Source organism: Malikia spinosa, assembly GCF_002980625.1.
GTDB lineage: Bacteria > Pseudomonadota > Gammaproteobacteria > Burkholderiales > Burkholderiaceae_C > Malikia > Malikia spinosa.
The window spans coordinates 56,437-68,575 of sequence record NZ_PVLR01000019.1 but is presented as its reverse complement, the minus strand read 5'-3'; the positions used below and the strand labels follow the sequence as shown (position 1 = coordinate 68,575).

General features: G+C 67.8%; 11 protein-coding genes. 4 read left to right on the top strand and 7 right to left on the bottom strand.

What is annotated here, in order from left to right:
* Positions 1-10 precede the first annotated feature (10 nt).
* The 3 genes from C6P61_RS07930 to C6P61_RS07920 all read right to left on the bottom strand — a co-directional run bounded on the left by C6P61_RS07930 (position 11) and on the right by C6P61_RS07920 (position 2,849).
* Positions 11-1,267 (bottom strand): NAD(P)/FAD-dependent oxidoreductase, encoded by a 1,257-nt coding sequence (locus C6P61_RS07930; protein ID WP_105729387.1) that lies wholly within the window; start codon positions 1,265-1,267, stop codon positions 11-13.
* A gap of 5 nt (positions 1,268-1,272) precedes the next feature.
* Complete coding sequence (locus C6P61_RS07925; protein WP_105729386.1) at positions 1,273-1,596, bottom strand: 2Fe-2S iron-sulfur cluster-binding protein; 324 nt, start codon at positions 1,594-1,596, stop codon at positions 1,273-1,275.
* A 68-nt stretch (positions 1,597-1,664) separates the two neighbouring features.
* Positions 1,665-2,849, bottom strand: coding sequence for a cytochrome P450 (locus tag C6P61_RS07920; RefSeq protein ID WP_105729385.1), 1,185 nt, complete (start codon positions 2,847-2,849; stop codon positions 1,665-1,667).
* Between the two features lie 106 nt (positions 2,850-2,955).
* On the opposite strand from C6P61_RS07920, the gene C6P61_RS07915 reads away from it, so the two are divergent.
* A complete protein-coding gene (locus C6P61_RS07915; RefSeq protein WP_105729384.1) occupies positions 2,956-3,933 on the top strand; it encodes a helix-turn-helix domain-containing protein in 978 nt (325 codons plus the stop codon).
* A 107-nt stretch (positions 3,934-4,040) separates the two neighbouring features.
* Entirely contained in the window at positions 4,041-6,620 is a 2,580-nt protein-coding gene (locus tag C6P61_RS07910) for a chemotaxis protein CheW (protein ID WP_105729410.1), read from the top strand.
* A 12-nt stretch (positions 6,621-6,632) separates the two neighbouring features.
* On the opposite strand, the gene C6P61_RS07905 is transcribed toward C6P61_RS07910, so the two are convergent.
* Positions 6,633-7,547 carry a LysR family transcriptional regulator gene (locus tag C6P61_RS07905; protein WP_105729383.1) on the bottom strand — a complete coding sequence of 305 codons (915 nt, stop codon included), beginning with the start codon at positions 7,545-7,547 and terminating at the stop codon, positions 6,633-6,635.
* An 89-nt stretch (positions 7,548-7,636) separates the two neighbouring features.
* Between C6P61_RS07905 and C6P61_RS07900 the strand changes: the two genes are divergently transcribed.
* Positions 7,637-7,984 carry a protocatechuate 4,5-dioxygenase subunit alpha gene (locus C6P61_RS07900; protein ID WP_105729382.1) on the top strand — a complete coding sequence of 116 codons (348 nt, stop codon included), beginning with the start codon at positions 7,637-7,639 and terminating at the stop codon, positions 7,982-7,984.
* A 17-nt stretch (positions 7,985-8,001) separates the two neighbouring features.
* Positions 8,002-8,853 (top strand): class III extradiol dioxygenase family protein, encoded by an 852-nt coding sequence (locus C6P61_RS07895; RefSeq protein ID WP_105729381.1) that lies wholly within the window; start codon positions 8,002-8,004, stop codon positions 8,851-8,853.
* A gap of 88 nt (positions 8,854-8,941) precedes the next feature.
* On the opposite strand, the gene C6P61_RS07890 is transcribed toward C6P61_RS07895, so the two are convergent.
* The 3 genes from C6P61_RS07890 to C6P61_RS07880 are packed head-to-tail and all read right to left on the bottom strand — an operon-like array spanning position 8,942 to position 12,104.
* Entirely contained in the window at positions 8,942-9,385 is a 444-nt protein-coding gene (locus tag C6P61_RS07890) for a universal stress protein (protein WP_105729380.1), read from the bottom strand.
* A 31-nt stretch (positions 9,386-9,416) separates the two neighbouring features.
* Positions 9,417-10,964, bottom strand: coding sequence for a DHA2 family efflux MFS transporter permease subunit (locus tag C6P61_RS07885; protein WP_244908839.1), 1,548 nt, complete (start codon positions 10,962-10,964; stop codon positions 9,417-9,419).
* 12 nt (positions 10,965-10,976) lie between these two features.
* Positions 10,977-12,104, bottom strand: a complete 1,128-nt coding sequence (locus tag C6P61_RS07880) for an HlyD family efflux transporter periplasmic adaptor subunit (protein ID WP_105729378.1) — start codon at positions 12,102-12,104, stop codon at positions 10,977-10,979.
* Between the last annotated feature and the right edge of the window lie 35 nt (positions 12,105-12,139).

Sequence of the window (12,139 nt, the reverse complement as noted above, 5' to 3'; positions counted from 1 at the left end):
CCCAGCCGCCTTACTTGAGCAAGCTGCCCAGGTCGAAGCCGAGGTCGGCGGCCTGCTCAGGGCTAGGCGAGAGGCCGGCATCGAGCAGCTTGCGTGCCTGCAGGTGGTCCTTGGCGGCGTTGACGCTGTCGACCGCGATCAGTTTTCCGGCGCGGAAATGGTAGATGCTGAACGAGGCGCCGGCCATGTCGCCACCCATGTTGCCGCGTATGGCCCAGGCTTCGGCGCCGCCCGACAGGCCGGCCATCTGCAGCTTCTTGTCGTACTGGTCGCTCCAGAACCAGGGTGTGGCCGTGAACGGACGCTCCTGGCCCAGAAGCGCAGCGGCGGCCGACTTGCCCTGCTCGGTCGCGTTCTGCACCGATTCGAGCCGGATCAGGCTGCCGTCCGCCAGTCGGCGCGCGGTGCAGTCGCCAGCCGCCACGATGGCCGGGTCGCTGCTGCGGCCGCAGGCATCGACTACGATGCCGCGCTCGCATTCCAGCCCGGCGGCCTGTGCCAGGCCGTCGTTGGCATGGACGCCGATGCCGACCACCACCAGGCCGGCCGGCAGCAGGCTGCCGTCGACCAGGCGCACGCCGCTGACCGCGTGGTCGGAGTCGGTCTCGAGCGCCTCGATGCGCGCATCGAACACCAGCTTGACGCCGTGGCTGCGGTGCAGCTCGGCGTACCAGTCGGACAGCGCAGGCGCCAGCACCCGGCCGAGCAGGCGCGGCGCGGCTTCGAGCACGGTGACGTCCTGGCCTTTCTTGCGCGCGGTGGCAGCGACCTCAAGGCCGATGAAGCCGCCGCCGATCACGACCACCGGCCGCTGCTGCTGCAGGCACAGCGCCAGCCGTTGCGCGATGGCATCGGCATCTTCCCGCGAGCGCAGCGCGTGCACGCCGGCGGCGTTGCCACCGGGCAAGGGCAGGCTGCGCGGGGTCGAGCCGGTTGCCAGCACCAGGCCGCTGTAGGGCAGGGCGCTGCCATCGGCCAGCAGCACCTGCTGGGCGGCGCGGTCGATCGACGCCACCTTGACCTCGGTGCGCAGTTCGATCTGCTTGCGCGCCAGCATCTCGGGCGCGCGCATCACGAGCTGGGCGCCGTCCATCTCGCCGGCCAGCCAGGCCTTGGACAGGGGCGGGCGGTGGTAGGGGCCATGCGGCTCGTCGCCCAGCAGCGTGATGCTGCCGGCATAGCCGCCGGCACGCAGCGATTCGGCCGTCTGCACGCCGGCTTGGCCGGCGCCGATGATCACGATGCCAGCCTGGATGCTGTCGCTCATGGCGCTTATTCCTGGATCGCGGGCAGGTTCAGGATCAGGCCGGCCAGTGCCGGCGAGGCCTTGAGCTGGCAGGCCAGGCGGCTGTTGGTGCGGCGCTCGGCGGCAACGTTCTCGAGCATGTCGAGCTCGGAGGCGCTGGCCGGCGGCAGGTCGCCCAGGCGGGCTTCGTCGACATAGCAGTGGCAGGTGGCGCAGGCGCAGGAGCCGCCGCATTCGCCGAGGATGCCCTCGACGCCGTTGGCGATGGCGCCTTGCATCAGGTTCCAGCCGTCCGGCAGGTCGACGGTGGTGGATTGGCCGCTGGCCTCGACATAGGTGATCTGGGTCATGGGATATCTCCGAAAAACGAAAGGGCTGCCGCCAGTCATGCCGGCGGCAGCTCCAGATTACAGGATGATCAGGCGGCGGTGCTCAGCTGCAGCACCAGCGGGCTGCGGAAGGTCGAGGACGGCATCCAGGGCAGCTGGTCGGCCACGCGGCGGTACTGCGGCACCACGAGGTGGAATTCCTCGAACGCGATCTTGACCGCCAGGCGCGCGATCGCGGTGCCCAGGCAGGCGTGCACGCCGCCACCAAAGCCCAGATGACCACGCGGCTTGCGCGTGATGTCGTAGACATCGGGGTTCGGGTACTGGCGCTCGTCGCGGTTGCCGGAGCCGTAGGCCAGGCAGACGAAGTCGCCTTCCTTCATGGTCTGGCCGTGCAGTTCGACATCCTTCATCAGGCGGCGGCGGAAGCGCTGGGCCGAGGTGTTGAAGCGCAGCGACTCCTCGATCGCGTCGGGCAGCAGCGCCGGGTTCGCGACCACGGCCTGGCGTGCCTCGTCATAGGTGGCGAGGTTGTAGGCGAACATCATCATGAAGCCGCCGAGCGACTCGACGCCGGCCATGATCAGCGTGGTGGTGGTCAGCAGCACCTCGTTGTCGTCGAGGCGGTCGCCGTCGATCTCGGCCAGCGCGAAGTTGCTGATCAGGTCGTTGCGCGGCTCGGCGCGGCGCATCGCGATCACCTTCGACGCGTAGTCCTTCATCCAGTTGAAGGCGGCAATATGCTCGGGGCCCTTGGCGCGGGTGCGGGCATCGGACTGCACCATCAGCACGGCGTTTTCGCGCACGATCTTCTCGTCGACGATGGCCTCGTCGCCCATCGGCAGGCCGAGTGCCGCCATCAGCACCTTGACGGTGAACTGGGCCGAGACATCCTTGAAGTCGAATTCCCGCGCGCCCTTGAGCTGGCCGAACACTTCCTGGGCGACGGCGCGGATCGGTTCTTCCAGCGCCAGCAGGTTGCGCTTCATGAAGGCGTGCTGGATCAGGCCGCGCAGGCGGTCGTGCTTTGGTGGGTCCGAGCTGCCCAGGGTCGAACCGGCGCGGCCCGGCAGCTCGGTCATCAGGTTGCCGCTGGCCGACGAATAGGTCTGCCAGTCCTGGCCGGCGCTCACGATGTCCTGGTAGCGCGACAGGATCCACATCTGCGCTTCCTCGCTCCAGAAGCAGGGGAATTCGTCGCGCAGGCGCTGGTAGTACGGGAACGGGTCGGCGTCCACCGCAGGGGAATAGGGGTCGAAATGGAAGGCGGTCATCTTGTCTCCTCAAACTGGGATGGATATGACTTTAAGGCCAGTTCGAGGCCGGTACCAGGCAAAATCAGCCTGAAAAATAGTACTTTTCGTTCAGAATGAGCCCAAGATGAAAAATGCCGATCCGATCGAGTCCCGTTCCGGCCCAGTCCCGCCCCGACCCAGCCGGCGTGCGCCGGGCAGCGCCCAGGTGCCGCGCTTCGCGCTCTACGGCGAGGCGGCCAGTCCGGGCCAGGAGATGCTGCACATCGAGGAGGTCTGGTCGCGCAGCAGCCTCTACCACTGGGAGATCGACGCCCACCTGCACCAGGGCCTGTACCAGATCCTCTGGGTGCGTCAGGGCCAGGTCTCGGTGCTGCTCGACGAGTCGCACCAGTCGGTCGCCGGGCCGGCGGCGATCGTGATTCCGCCCGGCGTGGTGCATGGTTTCCGTTTCGAGCCCGGCACCGATGGCCTGGTGCTGACGCTGAGCGCGCGCTTCCTGGTCGAGGGCGAGTTCCAGTCGGTCGGCGAGGCGTTCCGGGCCCTGTTCGCCGGGCCGGCCGTGGTGCGTTTCGAGGCCGGCGAGGCGCCGATGCAGCGGCTCGATGCGCTGCTGCGCGAGCTCGCGGCCGAGTTCATGCTGCCCGGCAATGCCAATTCGCCGGTGCCGCTTTGGCTGGCGCGCGCGCTGGTCTGGCGCCTGGCCCAGGCTTGCGACCGGCTGCGCCAGGCCGGCGGCGCGGCGGCGCACCGGCACCAGGCGCTGTTCACGCGCTTTCTGCTGCTGGTCGAGCAGCATTTCCTCGAGCATTGGTCGCTTGAGCAGTATGCCTCGCGCCTGGGCCTGAGCACGCCGCGGCTGAACCGGCTGGCGCGCGCCGAAAGCGGGCGCTCGGCGCTCGAATTGGTGCATGAGCGCCTGACGCGCGAGGCCTGCCGCCGCCTGGTCTATATCGCTGCGCCGGTGGCCAATGTGGCCGAGGAGCTCGGTTTTGCCGACCCGGCCTATTTTTCACGCTTCTTCAAGCGCCGCATCGGCATGAATCCGCACCGCTGGCGCCAGGCCCAGCTCGGCGGGCCGGACCTGGCTCCTGCGGCGACCTGAGCGCAGCATCCGGCTACTGTGCCCGGATCTTGCCCCAGAAATGCACCATCATGGTGCTTCAAGATGGCATGTCGCTTGCTGAGTCAAGACCTATGCAGCGAGACACCATGACCCCAGCCGCCTCCACCCTCCCGATCGACACCTTCCTGCCCTATATGCGCGATGTCGTGCGCTGCGAGCAGTCGCTGCACGAGCTGCACCTGATGTGGCGCATGATCGAATCGTCGGCCAAGATGAACTGTCCGCTCGAAGCCAGGAGCATCCTGCCGACCATGGCCGCCACGCGTGCCGGCTTCAAGCGGCTCGAGCAGGAGCTGGTCGCCAGCCTGGTCGGCGAGAAGGTGGCCAATGTGCTCGACGCGATCGGCACCAAGGCCCAGTACGTGATCGACATCGTGGTGCGCAACCTGTACGAGCGCACCGCCGATGTCGGCTTCCTGGCGCGCGACCGCGAACTCTGCGCCTTCGTCGCCGGCCTGCAAGACGATGCCGGGCGCATCCGCGAGCGTCTGTGCGCCTACCGCAGCAAGTACACGGTCTACGACGAGATCGTGCTGCTCGATCTCCAGGGCAACGTGCTGGTCCATGTCAACGAGTACGCGCCGATCGAGGGCAGCGTCGATCCGCTGGTCGCGCAGACGCTGGCGACCGATGGCTTCGTCGAGACCTTCCGCGCCAGCGACCTGCGGCCCGGTCAGACCCAGGCGCTGATCTATTCGCGCCGCATCCTGCATCCGGACACCGGTGCCGTCGTCGGACTGCTCTGCCTGAGCTTCGACTTCGCGGCCGAGCTGGCAGGCATCTTCCGCTCGCATCGCGACCCGGAAGGCCGCGCCAACATGCTGCTGCTCGACGCCGACAACCGGGTCATCGCCAGCGCCGATCCGGACTGGATTCCGCTCGGCGTCCAGGTGCCGGTCAACCCCAGCGGCGAGCCGCGGCTGCGCGTCCATGGCGGGCGCGAATACCTGGTGCGCACCTTGGCCGCCGAAGGCTACCAGGGCTATCAGGGGCCGGCGGGCTGGCAGGGTCAGGTCATGATTCCGGTCGACCTGGCCTTTTCCGCCGGCAACCGCCAGCCGCTCGAAGACCTCGAGCCGGCGCTGGCCAGCGGCCTGCTGTCCCATGCCAGCTCGTTCAGCCCGCCGCTGTACGAGATCATGCGCGCCACCGAAACCATCCGGCGCGTGGTCTGGAACGGTCAGGTGGTCTCGGCTGGCCAGGATGGCGGGCACCTCAAGCTCAAGAGCATCCTCGAGCAGATCAGCGAAACCGGCGCGCGCAGCAACGAGCTGTTCTCGCAGTCGATCAGCGATCTCTATGAAACCGTGCTCGAGTCCAACCTGCACAACGCCGAATCGGTCGCGCATCTGCTGGTCGATCTGCTGGATCGCAACCTCTACGAGCGCGCCAACGACTGCCGCTGGTGGGCGCTGACGCCGGAGCTGCGCGCCGCACTGGCCACTGCGCCAGGCGAGCCGGTGCCGGACATGAAGCCGATCCTGGACTACATCAACCAGCTCTATACCGTCTACAGCCGCCTGTTCGTCTATGACTGCGACGGCCGCATCCTGGCCAGCAGCCATCCCGAGCAGCCCGGCCTGCCGGGCGACAGCGTCGTCGGCCAGCATCTCGATGCCGAGACCCTGGACGCCGTGCTGCAGCTGCGCAGCGAGCAGTCCTACCATGTGACGCCGTTCGAGGGCTCGCCGCTGTCGGGGGGCGTCCCGAGCTATACCTACCACGCCGCGATCCGCGATCCGGCCCAGTCCGGCCGCGTGCTGGGTGGCATCGGCATCTGCTTCGATGCCGAACGCGAGCTCGCTGCCATGCTGAATGGCAGCCTGGGCCAGCAAAGCGGCGTCACCGCCTTCTACATCGACCGCCAGGCCCGCATCCTGTCGAGCACCGACGCCGCGCGCCCGGTCGGCAGCCGGCTCGACATCGATGCCGATCTGCTGGCGCTCAAGACCGGCGACAGCGTCGCGCGCATCGTGGTCCATGACGGCCATTACGCGATCCTGGGCTGTTCGGCCGGCCAGGGCTACCGCGAGTTCAAGGTCAGCGACGGCTACGCCGAGGAAGTGCTGGCGCTGGTGTTCACGCCGCTGGGCGAGGTGCGTGAACGCAGCAACGCGCTGCACCCGGCGCTGTCCGGTGCGCTCACCGAAGCCGCGACCGAAGGCGGGCGCGAATACGCCACCTTCTTTGCTGGCGACAGCCTGCTGGCGCTCGACGCCAGCCATGTGCTGGAGGCGCTGCCGGCCTCCGAGCTGACGCCGATGTCGGTTGGCGGCCACCCCTGCCGCATCGGCATGCTGCTGCCGCATGGCGAGGCGCTGGCCAGCCAGTTCGTCTGGGTGTTCGACCTGGGCCGGCTGCTGCACGGCCAGGCCTCGGCCATCCACAACAGCAGCCAGGTCATCATCGTGCGCCATGCCGGTCAGACCCTGGGCCTGTTGATCGACGAGCTCCATGGCGTGCCCGAATTCTCCGAGCGCCAGATCCAGCCGCTGCCGCTGGGCCGCGCTGCCGAGGACGCGCGCCTGGTCAGGCGCCTGATCCGGGCCGACAACGGGCGGGTGCTGATCCAGCTGCTCGAGGTCGAGCCGCTGTTGCAGGCGCTGTTGAACCGGCCGGCGGTGGCCGCCGAGGCGCTGCCGGCCGAGGTGCTGCCGATCGACTGATCGCCGCCCACCTCAAGAGCGCCGCTGCGCCAGTGCCGGCGCCACGCTGGCTTCGATCTGCTCGCGCAGCCAGCGGTGCGCCGGGTCCTGCTGGTAGCGTGCATGCCAGATCAGGAACATCGGCAGCGTCGGACAGGGCAGCGGCGGCTCGGCATGGGCCAGTCCGGCCAGCGTCTGCTGCGCCAGCAGGCCCGGCACGGTGGCCAGCAGCGGCGTGCCGAGCATGAAGGCGGGCAGGGCGCTGAAGCTCGGCAGCAGCAGACTGAAGCGGCGCTGGATGCCCTGGCTGATCAGCAGCTGGTCCAGGTCCAGCCGGCGCTGTGGTTCGTACAGCACGGTGGCATGAGCGGAGGCCAGATAGTCGGCCAGATCGCGTGGCGCCGCGCGCTGCGCCGGATCGTAGAACACGCGGTAGCGGTCCTCGAACAGGCGTTTTTGCAGGATGTCGCTGCCGTCGGGCGGGCGCGGGCTGATGATCAGCTGGCACTCGTCGCGGCGCAGCATTTCGAGCCGCGGCACGCCCGAGGCGATCACGCGCAGCGTCACGCCCGGTGCCTGGGCGCGCAGCCGCTGCATCAGTCCCGGCAGCAGCAAGTCGCGCTGGAAGTCGTTGGCCGCGATCGTGATGCGGGCCTGCCAGCGCGCCGGGTCGAACAGGCCGCCACGGGCAAAGCGCTCGATCTGGCCCAGCAGCTCGCGCGCCTGCGCCGCCAGCGCCTCGGCCTGGGCTGTCGCGACAATGCCGCGGCCCGACTTGACGAACAGCGGGTCCTGGGTGATCGCGCGCAGCTTGTCGAGCTGGTGGCTGACCGCCGACTGCGTCACGTCCAGCGCCTGTGCCGCGCCGGTGATGCTGCCGGCCTCCACCACCGCCACCAGCAGTTGCAGCAGGCGCACATCGAGATCGGACCAATCGAATCTGTTCATGCAATATATGACGATTAATCACTTTATTTTATGTGATGGCCTGAGCACACTCGAGTCATTCCTGTTTTCGATTCCCCGAGGAGACAACCTTGAGCCAAAAGATCACCATTCCCGGCACCACGCCTTTCGACGGCGCCGAGGCCATGAAGGGCTATGCCCTGAACAAGATGTGCTTCTCGTTCAACGACAAGGTCAACCGTGACGCCTTCGTCGCCGACCCCGAGGCCTACATGAGCCAGTTCGGCCTCAACGAGCAACAGAAGGCCGCCATCCGCTCCAAGCAGGTGCTCGAGCTGATCGCCGCCGGTGGCAACGCCTACTACCTGGCCAAGTTCGCCGGCATCTTCGGCCTCGACATGCAGGACATCGGCGCCCAGCAGACCGGCATGAGCAAGGAAGCCTTCATGGCCAAGCTCGCCGCCTACGCCCAACAATAATTCCGGAGCACAGACAAATGGCACAACTCATCGGCGGCCTCGCCACCTCGCATATCCCCGCCATCGGCAAGGCGCTGGCCAAGGGCCTGCAGCAGGAACCTTACTGGAAGCCCTTCTTCGACGGTTTCCCGCCGATCCAGCAGTGGCTCGGCGAAGTCAAGCCCGACGTGCTGGTGGTGTTCTACAACGACCACGGCCTGAACTTCTTCCTCGACAAGATGCCGACCTTTGCCGTCGGTGCCGCCGCCGAGTACAGCAATGCCGACGAGGGCTGGGGCATCCCGACCCTGCCGTCGACCCCGGGCAACCTCGACCTGTCCTGGCACATCATCAACCGCCTGATCGCCGACGAGTTCGACATCGTGACCTGCCAGGAAATGCTGGTCGACCACGCCTGCTCGCTGCCGTTCAAGCTGTTCTGGCCCGAGCATGAAGTCGCGCCGGTGCAGATCGTGCCGATCAACATCAACACCGTGCAGTTCCCGCTGCCGACGGCCAAGCGGGTCTACAAGCTGGGCCAGGCGGTGGGTCGTGCGATCCAGTCCTGGGACAGCGACAAGAAGGTGATGGTGCTGGCCAGCGGCGGCCTGAGCCACCAGCTCGATGGCGAGCGTGCCGGCCATATCAACACCCAGTTCGACCAGCAGTTCATGCAGAGCATGGTCTCCAACCCCGAGTGGGTGACCCAGTTCAGCGACCTCGAACTGGTCGAGAAGGCCGGCACCCAGGGCGTCGAGCTGCTGATGTGGGTCGCGATGCGTGCCGCGCTGACCACTGCCGGCTCGGGCGTGCGCAAGGTGCACAGCAACTACTACCTGCCGATCTCCAACACCGCCACCGGCGTGATGGCGCTGGAGACCCTCGAGTAAGCACCTGCTGAATGAAGTTCGGCCCAGCGCATCGAAGCGGATGCGCTGGGCCGAATTGTTTCTGGCGACTGGTTCTGCGGCGACCGATTCAGCGGTAGACCAGCACCGGGATCTTCGAGTGCGTCAGCACCTTCTGCGTCTCGCTGCCCAGCAGCAGCGCTGTCACGCCGCGCCGGCCGTGCGAGGCCATGAAGATCAGGTCGCAGCCCTGGGCCGTGGCGGCCTCGATGATGGCCTCGTGCGGCTTGCTGCGCACCAGCAGCACCCGGGCACAGGGCACGCCGGCCTCGGTCGCGATCCGCTCGGCAGCCTGCAGGATGTCCTGCGCGCGGCCGTCGACCTTGGCATGGAATTCCTGCTCTATGGTCGCAGAAGCGATGCCGCCCAGGCTGCCGAAGGCAGTCGGCAGCGGCGGCTCCACATGGCAGAAGGTCAGGCTTGCCCCGGCCTCCTTGGCGAACGAGACGGCGCGGGCCACGCTGTCCTGCGACAGCGGCGAGCCGTCGGTGGGTACCAGAATATGCTTGAACATGGTCAGTCCTTGTCCTTCAATCGGTGCTTGATCAGTGACCGCCGGCAGCCGCCGGGTCCACCTGGCGCGTCGGCTTGGGCGCCAGCCAGATCACGCTGGCCGCGACCAAGAAGGCGATGCCGACCAGCCAGAAGATCTGGTTGGTTGCCAGCATCACGCTCTGGCCGGTGATCAGGCCGTCGAGGTTCTGCAGCACGGCGTCAGGGCTCATGCCGGTGCTTTCCAGAAAGCGCTGCACGCTGTGGTCGGCATCGGCGACACCGACCAGTTCGGCATGCTGGCGCGTGATGTCGTCGTCCCAGACCGTGGTCACGAGCGAAGTCGCAAAGGCGCCCGACAGGGTGCGCAGGAAGTTCATCAGTCCGGCCGCGTTGGCCATCTCGCTCTCGTCCACGCTGCCCATCGCCAGCCCGGTCAGCGGGATGAAGAAGAAGGGCAGGCCCAGCCCCATCACCATCAGCGGGATCGAGATGCTCCAGTAGTCCATGTCGGTCGTGGCTCCGGTGCGCCACAGCGTCACCAGGCCCATCAGCACCACGCCACCGAACACCAGCCGGCGCGGATCGACCTTGGCCGACAGGCCGGCGGCCAGCGGAGCCACCAGCACGGCGAACACCCCGGTCCAGGCCGTGGCCTGGCCGGCCAGCGACGAGGTGTAGCCCATGAAGCTCTGCAGCCAGAGCGGGGTCAGCACGTTGATCGCGAAGAAGGCCGCGAACGCCAGGCTGATGGTCAGCACGCTGACCGAGAAGCCCCGGTGCCGGAACACGCGCAGATCGACGATCGGATGCGGATCATGCAGCTCCCAGATCAGGAAGGCGACAAAGCCGATCAGCGCGACCACGGCCAGTCCGATGATCTGGCCGGAGGCAAACCAGTCCAGGTTCTTGCCCTCGTCGAGCATCAGCTGCAGCGCGCCGACCCAGACCACCAGCAGCACCAGGCCGATCCGGTCGATCGGGTTGCGGATCAGTGGCGCCTCGTAGCGCTGGAGCAGGCGCCAGCCGATGAAGGCGCAGCCCAGCGCGATCGGCAGGTTGATGTAGAAGATCCAGGGCCAGCTGTATTCGTCGCACAGGTAGCCGCCCAGGATCGGTCCCAGCACCGGAGCCACCAGCGTGGTCATGGACCAGAGCCCGATCGCCGCCGGCGCCTTCTCGGCCGGGAAGATGCGCAGCAGCAGGGTCTGCGACAGCGGCATCAGCGGGCCGCCGGCCAGGCCCTGGCAGATGCGCGCGAACACCAGCATGCCCAGCGAGGTGGACAGGCCGCACAGCGCCGAAAACAGCCCGAACAGGCCCATCGCCGTCACGAAAACCCGCACCGCGCCGAAGCGTGCCGCCAGCCAGCCGGTCAGCGGCACCGTGATTGCCTCGGCGACCGCGTAGGAGGTGATGACCCAGGTACCCTGGCTGGTGCTGGCCCCCAGGCTGCCGGCGATGTTGGGCACCGACACGTTGGCGATCGTCATGTCGAGCACGGCGATGAAGTTGGCCGAGGCCAGGATCAGGGCCGCGAACCAGAGCATGCCCCCGCTCAAGGGGGCGTCGCGGTCGTTCACAAGTGAGGCGCTGCTCATGTCAGATCACCCTTACTGGGCGCCGCTGCGCGTGTCGATCTTGACCGTCATCGACAGTCCGACCTTGAGCGGATGGGTGGCAAGCTCCTCGGCGTCGAGGCGGATGCGCAGCGGCAGGCGCTGCACCACCTTGATCCAGTTGCCGGTGGCGTTCTGGGCCGGAATGGCGGCGAAGGCCGAGCCCGAGCCGCCAGCCAGGCCTTCGACCACGCCGTGGTAGCTGACCGAGCTGCCGTAGAGGTCGGACGTGACGGTCGCGGTCTGTCCCGGGCGGACCTTCTGCAGCTGGCCTTCCTTGAAGTTGGCGTTGACGTAGATGTCCTGCACCGGCACCACCGACAGCAGCGGGGCGCCGGCTGGCACGCGCTGGCCGAGCTGGACCTGGCGCTTGGCCACCACGCCGTCCATCGGGGCCCGGATCACGGTGCGCTCGAGGTCGATCTTGGCCTGGTCGCGCTTGGCACGTGCCAGCAGGATCTCGGGGTTGCTGTCGCCTTGGGCCTGGTCGATCAGGGCCGCGTTCGCCTCCCGGGCACCTTGCGCCGCGACGCGGTTGGCGCTGGCCTGGACAATCGCGGCCTTGGCCGAGGCCAGATTGGCCTGCGCGGCCGCATGGGCGTTCTGGGCCTTGGTCAGCTCGTCGCCCGAGACCGAACCCGAAGCCAGCAGCGCCTGGCGCCGCTTGAGGTCGATCTGGGCCCGCTCGAAGTCGGCCTGGGCCGCGCTGAGCTGCGCCTCGGCGCGCTTTTCCTCGGCGACGCGGGCGCTGACCTGGGCTGCCAGTCCGCCGTCATTGGCGACATAGGCGCGCACGCGGCGCACCGCCCGTCCCAGCTCCGCCTCGGCCTGGGCCAGGGCCAGCTTGGCGTCAGTCGGATCGATCGTGACCAGCACGTCGCCCTGCTTGACCGCCTGCGTGTCCTTGACCTTGACCTCGGCGACGGTGCCGCCGATCGCCGGAGTCACCTGGGCCACCTCGACCGCCGCATAGGCGTTGTCGGTCGAGACGAAATGCGACGCGTACAGCGTCCAGTAGGCGGTGGCGGCTGCAGCCACCACCACGACGCCACCCCCGAGCGCCAGCAGGCGCTTGTTGCGGCGTTGCTTGAGGGTCTGGTCGGTGCTGTTGTCTTGCGTCATGTCGATTTTCCTTCTGCGGTACGGATGCGATGCTG